At 67.8% G+C, this 17,100-nt stretch carries 17 protein-coding genes; 9 read left to right on the top strand and 8 right to left on the bottom strand.

What is annotated here, in order from left to right; all coding sequences use genetic code 11:
* Nucleotides 1-4: 4 nt before the first annotated feature.
* The 4 genes from gatA to H9Q09_RS01630 all read right to left on the bottom strand — a co-directional run bounded on the left by gatA (nucleotide 5) and on the right by H9Q09_RS01630 (nucleotide 3,093).
* Nucleotides 5-1,486, bottom strand: coding sequence for an Asp-tRNA(Asn)/Glu-tRNA(Gln) amidotransferase subunit GatA (gene gatA, locus H9Q09_RS01645; protein WP_187389628.1), 1,482 nt, complete (start codon nucleotides 1,484-1,486; stop codon nucleotides 5-7).
* Entirely contained in the window at nucleotides 1,483-1,953 is a 471-nt protein-coding gene (locus H9Q09_RS01640) for a GNAT family N-acetyltransferase (protein ID WP_187389627.1), read from the bottom strand. Before H9Q09_RS01640 ends, gatA begins: the two co-directional genes overlap by 4 nt.
* Nucleotides 1,954-1,960: 7 nt before the next feature.
* Nucleotides 1,961-2,248, bottom strand: a complete 288-nt coding sequence (gene gatC / locus H9Q09_RS01635) for an Asp-tRNA(Asn)/Glu-tRNA(Gln) amidotransferase subunit GatC (protein WP_009209688.1) — start codon at nucleotides 2,246-2,248, stop codon at nucleotides 1,961-1,963.
* A gap of 143 nt (nucleotides 2,249-2,391) precedes the next feature.
* Nucleotides 2,392-3,093, bottom strand: coding sequence for a metal-dependent hydrolase (locus tag H9Q09_RS01630; RefSeq protein ID WP_187389626.1), 702 nt, complete (start codon nucleotides 3,091-3,093; stop codon nucleotides 2,392-2,394).
* A gap of 107 nt (nucleotides 3,094-3,200) precedes the next feature.
* Here H9Q09_RS01630 and ruvX point away from each other — a divergent pair, with 107 nt between their 5' ends.
* Nucleotides 3,201-3,671: a Holliday junction resolvase RuvX gene (gene ruvX / locus H9Q09_RS01625; protein ID WP_187389625.1), complete on the top strand. Its 471-nt coding sequence runs from the start codon at nucleotides 3,201-3,203 to the stop codon at nucleotides 3,669-3,671.
* Here ruvX and H9Q09_RS01620 read toward each other — a convergent pair.
* From H9Q09_RS01620 to H9Q09_RS01610, 3 genes are all read right to left on the bottom strand, one after another.
* Nucleotides 3,632-3,970 (bottom strand): DUF6105 family protein, encoded by a 339-nt coding sequence (locus tag H9Q09_RS01620; RefSeq protein ID WP_024351720.1) that lies wholly within the window; start codon nucleotides 3,968-3,970, stop codon nucleotides 3,632-3,634. The two genes, ruvX and H9Q09_RS01620, sit on opposite strands and share 40 nt — an antisense overlap.
* A complete protein-coding gene (locus H9Q09_RS01615; RefSeq protein ID WP_187389624.1) occupies nucleotides 3,970-4,527 on the bottom strand; it encodes a hypothetical protein in 558 nt (185 codons plus the stop codon). The genes H9Q09_RS01620 and H9Q09_RS01615 overlap by 1 nt, the downstream gene beginning before the upstream one ends.
* A 165-nt stretch (nucleotides 4,528-4,692) precedes the next feature.
* Nucleotides 4,693-6,348 (bottom strand): acyl-CoA dehydrogenase family protein, encoded by a 1,656-nt coding sequence (locus tag H9Q09_RS01610; RefSeq protein WP_187389623.1) that lies wholly within the window; start codon nucleotides 6,346-6,348, stop codon nucleotides 4,693-4,695.
* Between the two features lie 72 nt (nucleotides 6,349-6,420).
* On the opposite strand from H9Q09_RS01610, the gene H9Q09_RS01605 reads away from it, so the two are divergent.
* The 4 genes from H9Q09_RS01605 to dprA are packed head-to-tail and all read left to right on the top strand — an operon-like array spanning nucleotide 6,421 to nucleotide 10,420.
* Nucleotides 6,421-7,374: an aspartate carbamoyltransferase catalytic subunit gene (locus H9Q09_RS01605; protein WP_187389622.1), complete on the top strand. Its 954-nt coding sequence runs from the start codon at nucleotides 6,421-6,423 to the stop codon at nucleotides 7,372-7,374.
* Nucleotides 7,371-8,684 carry a dihydroorotase gene (locus H9Q09_RS01600; RefSeq protein WP_187389621.1) on the top strand — a complete coding sequence of 438 codons (1,314 nt, stop codon included), beginning with the start codon at nucleotides 7,371-7,373 and terminating at the stop codon, nucleotides 8,682-8,684. The genes H9Q09_RS01605 and H9Q09_RS01600 overlap by 4 nt, the downstream gene beginning before the upstream one ends.
* Entirely contained in the window at nucleotides 8,685-9,293 is a 609-nt protein-coding gene (gene plsY, locus H9Q09_RS01595; protein WP_187389620.1) for a glycerol-3-phosphate 1-O-acyltransferase PlsY, read from the top strand. It abuts the gene before it with no gap.
* Nucleotides 9,290-10,420, top strand: coding sequence for a DNA-processing protein DprA (gene dprA, locus H9Q09_RS01590; RefSeq protein WP_187389619.1), 1,131 nt, complete (start codon nucleotides 9,290-9,292; stop codon nucleotides 10,418-10,420). The genes plsY and dprA overlap by 4 nt, the downstream gene beginning before the upstream one ends.
* Here dprA and H9Q09_RS01585 read toward each other — a convergent pair.
* Nucleotides 10,409-10,741: a hypothetical protein gene (locus tag H9Q09_RS01585; protein WP_187389618.1), complete on the bottom strand. Its 333-nt coding sequence runs from the start codon at nucleotides 10,739-10,741 to the stop codon at nucleotides 10,409-10,411. The two genes, dprA and H9Q09_RS01585, sit on opposite strands and share 12 nt — an antisense overlap.
* A 96-nt stretch (nucleotides 10,742-10,837) precedes the next feature.
* Here H9Q09_RS01585 and topA point away from each other — a divergent pair, with 96 nt between their 5' ends.
* Genes topA through H9Q09_RS01565 form a run of 4 tightly spaced genes read left to right on the top strand, consistent with a single transcriptional unit; the run spans nucleotide 10,838 to nucleotide 17,084 of the window.
* A complete protein-coding gene (gene topA, locus H9Q09_RS01580; protein WP_187389617.1) occupies nucleotides 10,838-13,624 on the top strand; it encodes a type I DNA topoisomerase in 2,787 nt (928 codons plus the stop codon).
* A 3-nt stretch (nucleotides 13,625-13,627) separates the two neighbouring features.
* Complete coding sequence (gene rnr / locus H9Q09_RS01575; protein WP_187389616.1) at nucleotides 13,628-15,895, top strand: ribonuclease R; 2,268 nt, start codon at nucleotides 13,628-13,630, stop codon at nucleotides 15,893-15,895.
* Complete coding sequence (locus H9Q09_RS01570; RefSeq protein ID WP_187389615.1) at nucleotides 15,892-16,329, top strand: DUF983 domain-containing protein; 438 nt, start codon at nucleotides 15,892-15,894, stop codon at nucleotides 16,327-16,329. Before rnr ends, H9Q09_RS01570 begins: the two co-directional genes overlap by 4 nt.
* A complete protein-coding gene (locus H9Q09_RS01565) occupies nucleotides 16,326-17,084 on the top strand; it encodes an NUDIX domain-containing protein (RefSeq protein ID WP_187389614.1) in 759 nt (252 codons plus the stop codon). The genes H9Q09_RS01570 and H9Q09_RS01565 overlap by 4 nt, the downstream gene beginning before the upstream one ends.
* Nucleotides 17,085-17,100 lie beyond the last annotated feature (16 nt).

Here is a 17,100-nt window from a genome sequence, read left to right as displayed (position 1 = left end):
CAGCCTACCACCATTTTGCCGGTTCGAAGCGGCCGGCCGCCTGCTCGATGGCGCTGCCGATCGCAAACAGGGTCTCTTCCTCGAACGGCCGCCCGATAAGCTGAAGACCGAGCGGCAGCCCGTCGCCGGAGAGACCGGCTGGAACGGCGAGGCCCGGCAGGCCGGCCATGTTCACCGTCACCGTGAAGATGTCGTTCAGATACATCTTCACCGGATCGGAGGCCATGTCCTGATCGGCGATGCCGAAGGCGGCCGAGGGGGTGGCCGGCGTCAGCAGCGCGTCGATGCCGTCGGCATAGACGGTCTCGAAGTCGCGCTTGATCAGCGTGCGGACCTTCTGGGCACGCAGGTAATAGGCGTCGTAATAGCCGGCCGACAGCACATAAGTGCCGATCATGATACGGCGCTTCACCTCGCGGCCGAAACCGGCGGCGCGGGTGTTCTCGTACATCTCGGCAACGTCCTTGCCGGGCACGCGCAGGCCGTAGCGCACGCCGTCATAGCGGGCGAGGTTCGACGAGGCTTCGGCTGGCGCAACGATGTAATAGGCCGGCAGGGCGTATTTCGTGTGGGGCAGCGAGACGTCGACGATCTCGGCGCCGGCGTCGCGCAGCCAGGCGATGCCCTGCTGCCAGAGCGCCTCGATCTCCTCCGGCATGTTCTCGACCCGGTATTCCTTCGGAATGCCGATGCGCAGGCCCTTCACCGAACGCCCGACCGCGGCCTCGTAGTCCGGCACCGGCAGGTCGACCGAGGTGGTGTCCTTCGGGTCGACGGACGCCATGGATTTCAGAAGGATCGCCGCATCGCGGACGTCACGGGCGATGGGGCCGGCCTGGTCGAGCGACGACGCGAAGGCCACCGTGCCCCAGCGCGAGCAGCGGCCATAGGTCGGCTTGATGCCGACCGTGCCGGTCAGCGCGGCGGGCTGGCGGATCGAGCCGCCGGTGTCGGTGGCCGTCGCGCCGGCGCACAGATGCGCCGAGACCGCGGCCGCCGAACCGCCGGACGAGCCGCCGGGCACCAGATCGGCATTCGAGCCCTTGCGGCGCCAGGGGTTCTTCACCGGGCCGTAATAGGAGGTCTCGTTGGACGAGCCCATGGCGAACTCGTCCATGTTGAGCTTGCCCAGGATCACGGCGCCATCGGCCCACAGATTGGCGGTGACCGTCGATTCGTAGCGCGGCTCGAACCCGTCGAGAATATGCGACGCGGCCTGGGTGTGGATGCCCTCGGTGGCGAACAGGTCCTTGATACCCATTGGGATGCCTTCGAGCGCGCCGGCCTCGCCCTTGGCCAGCCGCTCGTCGGAGGCCTTCGCCATGGCTAGCGCCTTGTCCGGCGTCACCGCGACATAGGCGTTGATCTGCGGGTTGGCGGCCTCGATCGCGGCATTGTAGGCCTGCGTCAACTCGGTCGCGGAAAACTCCTTCGCCGCGAGCTTGTCCCGCGCTTCGGCGATGGTGAAAGACGTCAATTCGGTCATGGGGACAGCTTCTTCTCGTAAAAGCGACTGTAATCGGAATCCGGGTAGTCGAGCACGGCGCCGCAGCGCGTGAAACCGGATCGTTCGTAAAGTCTCCAGGCCGCCTCGAAGCCGGCCGTGGAGCCCGTTTCCAGGACCAGCCGGCCGAGTTCCCGGCGGCGCGCCTCGGCCTCGATGGACTGCAGGACCAGCCAGCCGAGCCCGGACCCGCGCACCTCCGGCGTCGTGTACATGCGCTTGACCTCACCGATCGCGGGGCTGTGAACCTTCAGCGCGCCCATACCAACCGCGACAGACTGATCATCGCGCACCACGAAGACGGTGGTGTCCTCACGCGCCATCTGCTCGGCGGTGAGTTGAAACTGGAACTCCGGCGGCGACAGCGGCTGCAGATGATCGTTCAGCCGGGCGACCAGTTCGCGCAACTCATCCTGAAGCGGTGATTCCACCGCGACGGTCACCGTCATGGCGCGACTATTCCACCACCTTCGGCACGACGAAGAAATGATCTTCGCTGGCCGGCGCGTTGGCGACGATGTCGTCGGCCTTGGCGCCGTCGGTCACCTCGTCGGCGCGTTTCTTCATCACCATCGGGATCACCGACGTCATCGGCTCGACGCCCTCGACATCGACCTCGCCAAGATGTTCGACGAAGCCGAGGATCGCGTTGAGTTCGCTTTCCATCGCCACGACCTCGTCGTCGGTAACGGCGATCCGGGACAGCCGGGCGACCCGGCGGACTGTTGAAGCATCGACGGACATTGCGGTCCTACTGGTTGCAAGAGGAATTGCGCGAGCTATAGCGGCGCGCCCCTTGCGAGGCAACGCCGCAATGGCCGGACGGCCGAGGCGCTGCTCTGCGCCCCGGCCGTCCGGTCCCGATCCGAAAGCTGAAACGGGTGCGGTCAGACCTCGAAGGCTTCGCCGATCGCCGGATTGAGGATCTTGCCGGCGTCGCCTTCCATCGCCTCGGTGAACTTGTCCGGGGTCTGGTCGAGGATCGGAAGGGTGCCCCAGTGGATCGGGATGATCTTGTCGAAGTTGAAGTAGCGCCGGCAGGCGAGCGCCGCGACCGCCGCGCCCATGGTCAGCCGATCGCCCACCGGCACCATCGCGACCTTCGGGGCGTGCAGTTCCTCGATCAGCGCCATGTCAGCGAAAATGTCGGTGTCGCCCATGTGATAGACCGTCGGGCCGTCGGCGAAGTGGAAGACCAGTCCGTTCGGCATGCCGAGATAGGTCACCGAGCCGTCTTCCTCGACATGGCCCGAGGAATGAAACGCCTGGGTCAGGGTGACGGTGAAGTCGCCGAAGCTCGCGGTGCCGCCGGTGTTCAGCGGCTCGATCGCCTCGATCCCCTTCTTGCCGAGCCAGCTGACCAGTTCGAAGGTACCGACGACCTTGCAGCCATGCTTCCTGGCGATGTCGACGGTATCGCCGACATGGTCGAAGTGGCCGTGGCTCAGGACGATATGGGTGACGCCCGCCACGGCGCTGTCGATATCGCCCTCGAAATGCGGGTTACCGGACAGGAACGGGTCGATCAGGATGACCGACGAGCCGGTGTCGATCCGGAATGCGGAATGGCCGAAATAGGTGATCTTCATGGGGGCTCCTTGCGGTCCGATCGCCGGCCGGACCTCTGTTCTGTGGGTGGTGTCCGGCACTCGGCGTGCTAACTGCACCGGCCCGTCCCCCGGTCAAGGAGAACGCGATGGCCATCGTGTCGCTGGAAGAATTCGCCGACGCCGTCCCGAGCGGCACGACCATCGCCGGTCTCGACCTCGGCACCAAGACCATCGGCCTCGCCGTGTCGGACCGCGGCCAGCGCTTCGCCACGCCGCGCAAGGTGCTGCGGCGAACCAAGTTCACCGCGGATGCGAATGCGCTGGTGGCGGCGCTGAACGAGGACAGCATCGTCGGCATCGTCATCGGCCTGCCGCTGAACATGGACGGATCGGAGGGGCCGAGGGCGCAGGCGACGCGGGCTTTCCTGCGCAATTACAGTCGCTTCGACGAACGGCCGGTGCTGCTGTGGGACGAACGCCTGTCCACGGTGGCCGCCGAACGTGGCCTGCTCGAAGCCGATGTGTCTCGCAAGAAGCGGGCCGAACGGATCGATTCGGCCGCCGCCTCCTTCATTCTTCAGGGGGCGCTCGACCGGCTTTCGTCGCTGCGCTCATAGGCAAAGCCGTTCGCCAGAGCGAGCCGCGCAGCGCGCCGGGCCTGCCACCACGCCCGGATCTTCTTGCGGCGGCGGAAAGCGAGGATCGCGCCGAGGATCAGGCTGTCGATCGCGAGCGCACGGGCCACCAGCGGCGGGATCGTCGCCGGCTCGATACCGAGGATCGCCCCGTAGACCATGAAGACCCGGTCGTGGGTTTCGCGGGAGAAGAGCGGTCCGCCGAGATCGTTCAGCGAGAGAAAGTACCAACCCCAGAAAAAGACCAGGGGTCCGATCCAGAGCACCAGGAAGGTGCGCATCAGCGGGACTCGCCCTTGTCGCTGAACGGCGAGCGATGGCGGCGCATCAGCGCCTCGCGCTCGGCGGCGTGGATCGACCGGAGCACCGATTCGAAGGCCGCGTCGTCGGCCGCGTCGTCGACCTCGACCAGCCGGTCGAACAGCAGCGCGCCGAAGGTCAGCGCCAGCGCGACGAGGAAGCTTGGGCCCTCCCCGAACAGGGTGGCGAGCGGCGATCCGGCGATGCTTGCAGCCGCATAGAAGGCGAAGAGCGCGACCAGCACGGCCGCGGCCAGCGGCTCGGCCCGGCGGACGGCCAGAACCGATGGCGAGGAAAGCCCGACGATCGCCATGCCGAGGCCCGTGGCCAGCGCCACGAAAAGGCCCGCGAAGACGAGGGTCGCCTGGGCCGGCAGATAGAGGTCGGCGGCGATCGCGAGATCCTGCAGGAGCGGCGCGGCCGCGGTGCCAGCGGTCAGCGGATCGAGCCAGCCCGAATGCGCCATGAGCCGCAGACTGCTGACAGCCGCGAACCCAATCCAGGCACTGAGCGCCAAAGTCGTCGCCATTCTGCGCATGGAACCTCCTCGTCACGGTTACCGATCCGTTAACGGCGACCCTGTCGGTGAGAGGCCTTCGCCGCAATCGAAACCGGTTGTTAACCTTAACGCGTCCCCTTCCTTTGCCTCCTTCAGTGCAAACGCTGCAGCTTAGCTTTCGGTTGCCAGAATCCGGTGCCGGGCTCAGCGGATCGGCGGGTAGAGATCCTCGACGATCGCCCGCGAATCATGGCGCAGGTCGAGCATGCCGTAGGTATGGCGGAAGACACCGCCGAGCCGCGTCTCGGTGAAGGCGTCGGCGGTCTGGCCCAACCCCAGCCGGCGCATGGAGGCGCTGGCGCCCGCCAGGGCCAGCTGCTCGGCGAGCAAGCGGCAAGCCCCCTCGTCGGCCAGCGCCATCGACATCGCGGCGCGCAGGACACCGGGCGTGCCGCCGGCGGTCTCGGCCATGTCCGCCTCGATGGTCGCGATCACCGTTTCGAAAGCCTGAGTGTCGCGCTGCAGGATGCGGGCGAGGTCGAGCGCCATCACGTTGCCGGAGCCCTCCCAGATCGCGTTGACCGGGGCTTCGCGATAGGCGCGGGCGAGCCTGCCGTCCTCGACATAGCCATTGCCGCCGAGACACTCCATCGCCTCGTATGTCAGCCCCGGGGCCATCTTGCAGACCCAGTATTTGGTGACCGGGGTCATCACCCGCGCCCAGGCCGCGTCGGCCTCGGATGCCGCCTCCCCCGTTCGCCGGTCGAAGGCTTCGACGAGCCGGAAGGACAGCACCGTCGCGGCCGCGACATCCAATGCCATGTCGGCCAGGACGCGCACCATCTGCGGCTGCTCGATCAGCGTCTTGCCGAACACCCGGCGCTCGCGGGCGTGATGCACCGCCTCGGCGAGCGCGCCACGCATGAGGCCCGCAGAGGCCAGCGCGCAGTCGAGGCGGGTCAGGGTCACCATCTCGATGATGGTCTTCACGCCCTTGCCGGGATCGCCGACACGCCGCGCGTCGGCGTCGACGAACTCGACCTCGGAGGAGGCGTTGGAGCGGTTGCCGAGCTTGTCCTTCAGCCGCTGGAAATGCAGCCCGTTCAGCGAGCCATCGTCGCGGCGCCGGGGCATCAGGAAGCAGGTCGGCCCCTCCTGCGTTTGCGCCAGAACGAGGAACCCGTCGGACATCGGCGCCGACATGAACCATTTGTGCCCGGTCAGCCGATAATGCCCGCCGCCGGCGTCGACCGCACGGGTGGTGTTGGCCCGCACGTCGGTACCGCCCTGCTTCTCGGTCATGCCCATGCCGAGGGTGAGTCCGGCCTTGGTCAGCGGCGCCTTGACGCTGGGATCGTACTGCCGCGTTGCGATGACGGGCAGCCAGGCATCGCGCAGCTTCGGCGCCGCCGCGAGCGCCGCGACCGAGGCGCTGGTCATGGTGATCGGGCACAGATGGCCGCATTCGACGCCGGCCGTCATGTAGAAGCGCGCGGCTCGCACCGCATGGCGGCGCCCGGCCTCCTCCTCCGGCCCCTGCCAGATCGAGGCGTGCAGCCCGTCGGCGACGGAGCGCCGCATCAGGGCGTGATAGGCGGGATGATAGTCGATCAGTTCCAGCCGCCGGCCCTTTTCGTCGAAGCGACGCAGGCGCGGCGTCTCGATATTGGCAAGCCGTGCCAGATCATGGGCCTCGAAGGAGCCGCAGAATCGCCCGTGCCGCTCCAGCGTCGTGAGGACCGGGTCGGAAAAATCGGCGGCCAGGAGACGCAGCAGCGGATCGCCGCGAAACGCGTTGAAACCGGCATAGTCGGAGGACTGGTTGGTCACCTCGTGGGTGTGGAAATTCGTCTCGGCCACACGCGTCTCCTGTGCTTCACTCGCTCTCGATCCTTGCCGCTAAACCACGGATTGCCTATAGGCGTCGTTTTAATGAGCGCGACCCTGCCTTTTCCCCCGTTCGGCCAGCGACACCTTCTGGGTATCGCCCGCCTGCAACCCCACGAGATCGAACAGCTGATCGATCTGGCCGAGGCGGAGGTGGCGGTCAGCCGCCGGCGCGACAAGAAAAAGTCGACGCTGAAGGGCCGCACCCAGATCAACCTGTTCTTCGAGGCCTCGACCCGCACCCAGGCGTCGTTCGAACTGGCCGGCAAGCGGCTGGGCGCCGACGTCATGAACATGGCGGTCGCCAATTCGTCGGTGAAGAAGGGCGAGACTCTGATCGACACGGCAATGACGCTGAACGCCATGCAGCCCGACATCCTGATCGTGCGGCACCATTCGGCCGGCGCCGTGGCGCTGCTGGCCCAGAAGGTCGCCTGCTCCGTGGTCAACGCCGGCGACGGCCAACATGAGCACCCAACCCAGGCGCTGCTCGACGCGCTCACCATCCGCCGCCACAAGGGCCGCATCGCCCGGCTCACGGTGGCGATCTGCGGCGACGTGCTGCACAGCCGCGTCGCGCGCTCCAACATCCTGCTCCTCAATGCGCTGGGCGCCCGGGTCCGCGTCGTCGCCCCGGCAACACTGCTGCCGAGCGGCATCGAATCGATGGGGGTCGAGGTCTACCGGCGCATGGAAGACGGGCTGAAGGACGCGGACGTGGTGATGATGCTGCGCCTCCAGCGCGAGCGCATGGAGGGCTCCTTCGTGCCATCGGTGCGCGAGTATTTCCGCTATTTTGGCCTCGATGCCGCCAAGCTGCGCCATGCCCGGCCCGACGCGCTGGTCATGCATCCCGGGCCGATGAACCGCGGCGTCGAGATCGCCTCGGAGATCGCCGACGGGCCGCAGAGCGTCATCGAGGAACAGGTGGAGATGGGCGTTGCCGTGCGCATGGCGGTGATGTCGGCCCTCATCGGCGGACCGGAGGCCTCGGCATGAGCGTTGCAGCCCCGACCGTCATCGAGCATGTGCGGATCATCGACCCGGCACGGTCGCTGGACGCGGTCGGCACGGTCGTCGTCATCGACGGCCATATCGTCGCCGCAGGCGCCGACGCGCTCAACCAGGGCGTACCCGACGGCGCCGAGATCATCGACGGCCGCGGCCTCTTGCTGGTGCCCGGCCTCGTCGACGCGCGGGTGTTCATCGGCGAACCAGGCGGCGAGCACCGCGAGACGATCGCTTCGGCCTCGGCCGCGGCGGCCGCCGGTGGGGTCACCTCGATCCTCACCATGCCCGACACCAATCCGGTCGTCGACGAGGTGGCAATCGCCGAATTCGTGATGCGGACGGCCCGCGATACCGCGGTCGTCAATGTCTTCCCCGCAGCGGCGCTCACCCGCGGCCTGAAGGGCAAGGAGATGAGCGAGATCGGCCTGCTTACCGGGGCCGGCGTGCGCGCTTTCACCGACGGCCGCCACACCATCGCCGACCCGGTGCTGCTGCGCCGGATCATGACCTATGCGCGCGATTTCGATGCCCTGGTCATGCACGAAACGCAGGATGCGGCGCTGACCGGCAACGGCGTCATGAACGAGGGGTTGCTGGCCTCCTGGCTCGGCCTGCCCGGCGCGCCGGCCGAGGCCGAGATCATTCCGCTGGAGCGCGACCTGCGGCTCGCCGCCCTCACCGGCTGCCGCTACCACGCCGCCAAGCTCTCGCTGGGCGAATCGGCCGATGTCATGCGGCGGGCCAAACGGCGCGGCATCGCGGCGACGGCCGGCGTGTCGATCAACCATCTGTCGCTGAACGAAAACGACATCGGCGAATACCGCACCTTCTTCCGCCTGTCGCCGCCGCTGCGCCGCGAGGAGGATCGCGCCGCCATGGTCGAGGCACTGGCCGACGGCACCATCGACATCATCGTCTCATCCCACGATCCGCAGGACGCCGACGGCAAGCGCCGGCCCTTCGCCGAGGCCGAGAGCGGCGCGATCGGCCTGGAGACGCTGCTGCCGGCGGCGCTGCGCCTGCATCATTCCGGCGCCGTGCCGTTGTCCCGCATCGTCGAGGCGGTGACTGCCGCGCCGGCGAAGCTCCTCGGCCTCGATCGCGGCACGCTGGCGCCGGGATCCGTCGCCGACATGGCGCTGGTCGATCTGGAGGCGCCGTTCCTGTTCAGCGAGGATCGCATCCGCTCGCGCTCCAAGAACACCGCCTTCGAGAACGCCCGCTTCCAGGGCCAGGTCTTGCGGACCTTCGTCGCGGGCCGCACAGTCTTCTCGGAATCGGACCGGAGCGGGGGCTGAATGGTGGATTGGGACTCAAGCCTCTGGCCGATCTGGCTGGCCTGCGTTGCTGGCGGTTATCTCGTCGGCTCGATTCCCTTCGGGCTGATCTTCGCGCGGCTCTTCGGCCTCGGCGACATCCGCAAGATCGGCTCTGGCAATATCGGCGCGACCAACGCGCTGCGGACCGGCAACAAGCCGATGGCGGCGCTGACGCTGGCCGGTGACGTCCTCAAGGGCACGGTGCCGGTCCTGATCGCCTCGCGCTGGGGCGGCGAAGCGGCGATCCTTGCGGGTCTCGCGGCGTTTCTCGGCCACCTCTTCCCGGTCTGGGTCGGATTCAAGGGCGGCAAGGGCGTCGCCACCTATCTCGGCATTCTTCTCGGCATCGCGCCGATCGGCGTCCTGGTCTTCGCGGTGGTGTGGCTCTCGGTCGCCTTCCTCTTCCGCTATTCCTCGCTGGCGGCGCTTGCTGCCACGCTGGTCGTGCCGGTGGTCTATGTCGCGCTCGGCTACATGGACGCCGCCGCCCTCACCGCCATCCTGACCGCCATCGTCTATATCCGCCATCACGCCAATATCCGCCGGCTGCTGGCCGGCACGGAGGGCAAGATCGGAGCCAAGGGGTGAGCCCCTCTGACGCCCCTTCCCACGGCGTCAGACTTCCCGACGAGACGCGGCTCGCCTGGCTCCGGCTGATCCGCAGCGAGAATGTCGGCCCCGCCACCTTCCGGTCGCTGATCAACCGCTATGGCGGCGCCGAGGCGGCACTCGCGGCGCTGCCGGAGCTCGCAGCGCGGGGCGGCCGCAGCGTCCGCGTCGAGAGCCTTGCCGCGGCCGAGGACGAAATGAACCGGGCCAGCCGCATGGGCGCCCGCTTCATCTGTCTCGGCGAACCCGACTACCCGCCGCTCCTCAAGGCCACCGAAAGCGCACCGCCGGTGCTGGCGGTGATGGGCACCGAAACGGTTCTCCACCAGCCTGCCGTCGCCATGGTCGGGGCCCGCAACGCCTCGCTCTCCGGGATCAAGCTCACCCGCCAGTTTGCCGACGAGATCGGCCGGGCCGGCTACGTCATCGTTTCCGGCCTTGCGCGCGGCATCGACGCCGCCGCGCATGAGGCGGCGCTGAACACCGGGACGATCGGTGTCTTTGCCGGCGGCCTCGACCGGCCCTATCCCGACGAGAACCGGCCGCTGATGCGCCGGATCGTCGACGAAGGCGGGTGCCTTCTGTCCGAGCGGCCGTTCGGATGGGAGCCGCGCTCGCGCGATTTTCCCCGGCGCAACCGCCTCGTCGCCGGCTTGGCGCTTGGTCTCGTCGTGACCGAGGCGGCGCTGCGGTCAGGCTCGCTGATCAGCGCGCGGATTGCCGCCGAGATCGGGCGGATCGTCTTCGCCGTGCCCGGATCGCCGCTCGATCCGCGGGCCGCCGGCGCCAATCAGCTTCTGAAGAATGGCGCGATCCTGGCGACCGAGGCGAACGACGTGATCGCAGCGCTGCGGCCGCTGGACGACCGCATGGGCTGGATGCCGCCCGTCATCGAGGAACCGCCGTCCGGCCAGGAAACCGACGAGCCGGCCGAAGGCGAACGTGAGCGCATCATCGAGACGCTCGGGCCGACGCCGATCGATGTCGACGACATCATCCTCCACACCGGTGCGCGGCCGGGTGCCGTGCAACTCGTGCTGCTCGAACTGGATCTGGCGGGACGCCTCGAGCGACATCCGGGCGGACTGGTCTCGCTACTTCTCTGAGCGCCGGGCACCGGACGTGAGCTGGTGCTCGGCCTCGAGACGCGCCATCTCCAGGAAATAACCCAGCAACGAGTTATGCGGCGCGCCGGACACAACCTTAAGTTGCAGCAGCATGTCGCGGACATACCGCAAGCTCGCTTCCCGGTCTTCCGGATGTGCTGTCATGTTCGGCACGCTCCCGAACGCGGCTTGAACTGGCCCCTGATCCTGAAGCCCACCGCTCCGTTGCAAGTTGGGATTATAGAGATTTTCGCTTATTAGTTGCAACCTTTGCTGGGTCACGATCCAGTCGGGGTTGACCGGTCGCGCCGGACTGTCCATGTGACGGTGCGGTCGACGCGCTGCTCGTCGCTGAATTCTCCGCCGCACAGGCGACCTTACCGGGTCGCATCTCTCTTCTCTCAGGACTGCCTTGTCATGGATGTCGTCATCGTTGAATCGCCCGCCAAAGCGAAGACGATCAACAAGTATCTCGGCGGCAACTACCAGGTGATCGCCTCCTATGGTCACGTCCGCGACCTGCCGGCCAAGGACGGCTCGGTGCGCCCGGACGAGGACTTCGCGATGAGCTGGGAGGTCGGCAAGCCGTCCGTGAAGCGAATCAGCGAGATCGCCCAGGCGGTCAAGAAAGCCGACGGCCTCGTGCTCGCCACCGATCCGGATCGCGAAGGCGAAGCGATCTCCTGGCACGTCCTGGAAGTGTTGCGGCAGAAGAAGGTGATCGGCACCAAGCCGGTCAGCCGGGTGGTGTTCAACGCCATCACCAAGAAGGCCGTGCTCGACGCGATGGCCAATCCGCGCGCCATCGACGAGCCGCTGGTGGACGCCTATCTCGCCCGCCGCGCCTTGGACTATCTCGTCGGCTTCACCCTGTCGCCGGTGCTGTGGCGCAAGCTGCCCGGCGCCCGCTCGGCGGGCCGCGTCCAGTCGGTGGCGCTGCGCCTCGTCTGCGACCGCGAAGCCGAGATCGAGCGCTTCAAGAAGGAAGAGTACTGGCAGATTGCCGCGATGCTGGCGACGCCGCGCGGCGACGATTTCCGCGCCCGCCTCACCGGCTTCGGCGGCGACAAGCTGCAGAAGATGTCGATCGGCGACGGCGACAAGGCCGAGACGATCCGCGCCATGCTGGACGGGGCGACCTACCGGGTCGACAGCGTCCAAGCCAAGCCGACCAAGCGCAATCCGGGCCCTCCCTTCACTACCTCGACGCTGCAGCAGGCGGCCTCCGCCAAGCTCGGCTTCTCGGCCTCGCGCACCATGCAGGTCGCGCAGCGGCTCTATGAAGGCGTCGATGTGGGCGGCGAGACCGTCGGCCTGATCACCTATATGCGGACCGACGGCGTGCAGATGGCGCCCGAGGCGATCGCCGACGCGCGCAAGTCGATCGGCGCCGCTTTCGGCGAGCGCTATGTCCCGGAAAAGCCGCGCTATTATTCGAGCAAGGCCAAGAACGCGCAGGAGGCCCACGAGGCCATCCGTCCGACCGAGTTCGGCCGAGCGCCCAAGGATGTCGAGCGCTATCTCGACCGCGACCAGGCGCGGCTCTACGACCTGATCTGGAAGCGCTGCATCGCCAGTCAGATGGCCTCCGCCGAGATCGAGCGCACCACGGCCGAGATCGTCGCCACCAATGGCAGCGAGACCGCGACCCTGCGCGCCACCGGCCAGGTCATCAAGTTCGACGGCTTCATCGGCGCCTATGTCGAGCACCGCGACGACAGCAAGGCGAGCGATCCCGGCGACGAGGACGACGACCGCGCCCGGCTGCCGGAAATCCTCGCCGACGAGGATCTGGCCAAGCGTGCCATCGAGGCCTCGCAGCACTTCACCGAGCCGCCGCCGCGCTATTCCGAGGCGTCGCTGATCAAGAAGATGGAAGAGCTCGGCATCGGCCGGCCCTCGACCTATGCCTCGACGCTGCAGACGCTGGAGGACCGCGGCTACGTGGTGCAGGAGGCCCGCAAGCTCCTGCCCGACGCCAAGGGCCGTCTCGTCACCGCGTTCCTGCACAATTTCTTCGAGCGCTACGTCGAGTACGACTTCACCGCGGCGCTGGAAGAGAAGCTCGACCTGATCTCGGCCGGCCAGCTCGCCTGGAAGGACGTGCTGCGCGAATTCTGGCAGAACTTCTCCGCGCAGGTCGACGGCACCAAGGAACTGCGGGTCACCAATGTTCTCGACGCGCTGAACGTCGAACTGGGACCGCTGGTCTTCCCGCCCAAGGAAGACGGCACCGAGCCGCGCGCCTGCCCGCGCTGCGGCAACGGCCAGCTGTCGCTGAAGCTCGGCAAGTTCGGCGCCTTCGTCGGCTGCTCGAACTATCCCGATTGCGGCTATACCCGCCAGCTCGGCACCAACATGTCGGGCGACGGCGCGGCTGCCGACGAGGGTCCCTCGGATCTCGGCGTCGATCCGGAGACCGGCGAGCCGGTGACCCTGCGCACGGGTCGTTTCGGCCCCTATGTCCAGCGCGGCGAAGGCAAGGAAGCCAAGCGCTCGTCCCTGCCCAAGGGCTGGCAGGCCAGCGAGATGGATCTCGACAAGGCGCTGCGGCTCCTGTCGCTGCCCCGCGAGGTCGGCCTGCATCCCGAAAGCGGCAAGCCGATCCTGGCCGGTCTCGGACGCTACGGGCCGTTCCTCAACCATGACGGCATGTATGCCAATCTCGAGACCATCGAGGACGTGTTCGAGGTCGGCCTCAACCGGGCCGTCACCGTCATCGCGGAGAAGAAGGAAAAGGGCGGTCGCGGGCGCGGCACCCCCGCGGCGCTGGCGACCCTCGGCGAGCATCCCGAATATGGCGGCCAGATCACCGTTCGGGATGGCCGCTTCGGCCCCTATGTGAATGTCGGCAAGGTCAATGCGACGCTGCCCAAGGCCAAGGATCCCGCCAGCGTCACGCTGGAAGAGGCAATCCAGCTGATCAACGAGCGCGTCGAGAAGACCGGCAAGACGCCGAACGCCAAGAAGGCACCTGCCAAGAAGCCGGCGGCCAAGAAGGCTGCCACGAAGAAGGCGCCCGCCAAGAAGGCCGCGACCAAGAAGACGGCGGCGAAGGCCGATGCCGATGGCGAGGCAGCGGTAAAGAAGCCGGCGGCCAAGAAGGCGCCCGCGAAGAAGGCTGCCGCGGCCAGGAAGCCGGCGGCGAAGACAACCACCGAACCGCAGGCCGCCGACGGTTCGGTGCCCTGGGATCAGGAGTAGACCTTGGCGAAAGGCCGGTCCCGGAACGACGCACCGCCCGAGCTCACGCGCGAGGCGGTGCTCCGCTTCATCGCGGACAATCCCGGCCGCGCCTCCAAGCGCGACATCGCCAAGGCCTTTGCGGTCAAGGGCGACGGTCGCGTCGCGCTCAAGGATCTCCTCGCCGATCTGCAGGCCGAGGGGCTTCTGGCGGGGAGCCGCAAGCGCTTCTCGACGCCGGGCGTCCTGCCGCCGGTGGCGGTTCTGGAAATCCGCAGCCGCGACGACGACGGCGGCCTGCTCGCCGAACCGGTGAGCTGGGACGAGGCCGTCGATGGCGAGCGCCCGCGTCTGGCCGTGCGGCAGGATCGCGCCAAGAGCCCGGCGGCGGGCCTGGGCGAACGTATCCTCGCCAGCATCGAGGAGGACGAGGGCGGCACCCGGATCGCCCGGATCATCCGCGTTCTGGAACAGCGCAAGACGACGGCCCTGGGCGTGTTCCGCGCCAAGCCCGGCGGCGGCGGCCGGGTCGAACCGGTCGAGCGCAAGCAGCCGGAATACGCCGTCAAGCCCGGCGACGAGAACGGCGCCCGTAACGGCGACCTCGTGGCCGTCGAGCCGGGGCCGCGCGCGCGTCTCGGCCTGCCCTTCGCCACGGTGACCGATGTCGTCGGTTCGATGGAATCGGAGCGCGCGATCTCGACCATCGCGCTGCATGCCCACTCCATTCCGCATGTCTTCCCGAAGGTGGTGCTGAGCGAGGCCGAGGCCGCCGGCCCGGCGAGCATGGCGCATCGCGAGGACTGGCGGTCCCTGCCGCTGGTCACCATCGACCCGGCCGACGCCAAGGATCACGACGACGCGGTCCATGCGGCGCCCGACGACGACCCGGCCAATCCCGGCGGCATGGTGGTGACCGTCGCCATCGCCGACGTCTCCTATTACGTCCGCCCCGGCACCAAGCTCGATTCCGAGGCCCGGCTGCGCGGCAACTCGGTCTACTTCCCCGACCGGGTCGTGCCGATGCTGCCCGAGCGCATTTCCAACGACCTCTGCTCGCTGCGCGAGAATGTCGACCGGCCGGCGCTCGCCGTGCGGATGGTGCTCGGCGCCAATGGCGAGAAGCGCCGTCACAGCTTCCATCGCGTGATGATGCGCAGCCACGCGAAGATCGCCTACGAGGCTGCGCAGGCGGCCATCGACGGAGCGACCGGCGACGTCGACGCACATGTCACCGAAACGATGCTCAAGCCGCTCTGGGCGGCCTACGCGCTGGCCCGTTCGGCGCGCGAACGCCGCCAGCCGCTGGACCTCGACCTGCCCGAGCGCAAGCTCAAGCTCGGCCCCGACGGCCGGGTGGAGAAAGTCGTCGTGCCGGCCCGCCTCGACGCCCACCGACTGATCGAGGAGTTCATGATCCTCGCCAATGTCGCGGCGGCCGAGAGCCTCGAATCCAAGCGGCAGGCGCTAATCTACCGCGCCCATGACGCCCCGTCCCTGGCCAAGCTGGAATCCCTGCGCGAGTTCCTGCGCACGCTGGAAATCTCGCTAGCCAAGAGCGGCACTCTGCGCCCCTCGCACTTCAACGGCATCCTCAGCCAGGTGAAGGCCAGCGAGCACGAGAGCCTCGTCAACGAGGTCGTGCTGCGCTCGCAGTCGCAGGCGGTCTACTCGCCGGACAATATTGGCCATTTCGGCCTGAACCTCGACCGCTACGCGCATTTCACCTCGCCGATCCGCCGCTATGCCGATCTCATCGTGCACCGGGCGCTGGTCACCGCCTTCGATCTCGGCGAAGGCGGGCTCAGCCGCGAGGACGAGGAAAATCTCCAGGCGACCGCCGAGGAGATCTCGCGCGCCGAACGCCGGGCCATGGCGGCCGAGCGCGACACGGTCGACCGGCTGATCGCCCATCATCTGGCAGACCGGATCGGCGACGATTTCGAGGGACGCATAGCCGGCGTGACAAAAGCGGGTCTTTTCGTCGCGCTTCCGGCCTTTGGCGCCGATGGTTTCGTTCCCATATCGACACTGGGGAACGAGTTCTTCCATTATGACGAGGTCGGACGTTCGCTGGTTGGCGACCGCAGCGGCAACGGCTACCGCCTCGGCGACACCGTCGAGATTCGTCTGAAGGAGGCCATTCCGCTGGCCGGCTCGATGCAGTTCGAGATGCTCAGTGAGCCGCGCAAGCTGCCGCGCGAGGCGGGCTCGTTCCACAAGACCGGACGCAAGCAGCGCTTCGGCCGCCGCGAGAAGAACGTCGCCGGGAAGGTCAGGAAGAAACGATGAACAGTGTGACCATGCACGCAGACGCCGAGGCCCGGGCCAACAGCGCCGAAGGCGATCGCCCGCTCTGGCCGGCGCTCGTCAACGGTTTCCGCTGTCACTGCCCCAATTGCGGTGAAGGCAAGCTGTTCCGCAGCTATCTGCGGAGCGTCGACGACTGCACCGTATGCGGCCAGGAGATCCACCATCACCGCGCCGACGATTTGCCGCCCTATCTGACGATCTTCATCGTCGGGCATATTGTGGTCGCCCTCTTCATGGGCGTCGAGGCCTCCTACGACCTGTCGATGTGGACGCATCTGGCCATGTGGGTTCCGGTCACGCTGGTGCTTTCGCTGGCGCTCCTGCAGCCCCTGAAGGGCGCCACCATCGGCCTGCAATGGTCGCTGCGCCTCGGCGGCTTCGGCACCGAGGACGAGGCGGATCGCGTCGGGTGAGCGAGGCCGGTGATCCGCTCGCCACACTGAACGCCGAACGGGCGCGGCTCGCCCGGCCGAGCGGACTGCCGGCGGCTAAGGCGATCCGCGACGCCGGAACGCTGCTCATCGTCGACGACAGCGACGGCACGGCCCGCGTATTGATGGGACGGCGCTCCACCAAGCATATCTTCATGCCGGGACGCTACGTCTTTCCCGGCGGCCGGGTCGATCCGTCCGATCTGGCACTGGCCCGCGACTTCGCCCTCTCCGAACCCGCCTTCGACCGGCTCTGTGCGGGCCCCCCGGCCCGCTACGACCGCCGGCGGGCGACCGCGACGGCTCTCGCCGCGATCCGCGAAACCTTCGAGGAGGCCGGCGCCATGATCGGAGCGCCGGGCAGCTTCGCCGGCAAGGGCGAACACTGGAGCGTCTTCGGCGCACGCGGCATTCGCCCCGCCCCGGAGATGCTGGTGCCTATCGCACGGGCGATCACGCCGCCCGGTCCCCCGCGGCGCTACGACACCCGCTTCTTCTGCGTTGCCGCCGATGCGATCGGCCATCAGCTTGCCCTCGACGAATTGCCGACGGACGAGCTGGAAGAGCTTGCCTGGGTGGATCTGAACGCGCTCCAGGAGCTGTCGCTGGCGCCGATCACCCTGCGCATCGTCGGCGATCTGAAGGCGCGCATCGCCGACGGGACCTGGCGCGACCCGGCGCGGCCAATGCCGTTCTACCGGGCCATTCGCGGCCAGTTCGTGCGCGAATCGCTCTGACGCAACGGGGGCGGTG

Source organism: Aurantimonas sp. DM33-3 (assembly GCF_014334315.1).
Taxonomy (GTDB): domain Bacteria; phylum Pseudomonadota; class Alphaproteobacteria; order Rhizobiales; family Rhizobiaceae; genus Aurantimonas; species Aurantimonas coralicida.
The sequence above is the reverse complement of the archived record's forward strand: the minus strand, read 5'-3'. Positions and strand labels throughout refer to the sequence as shown.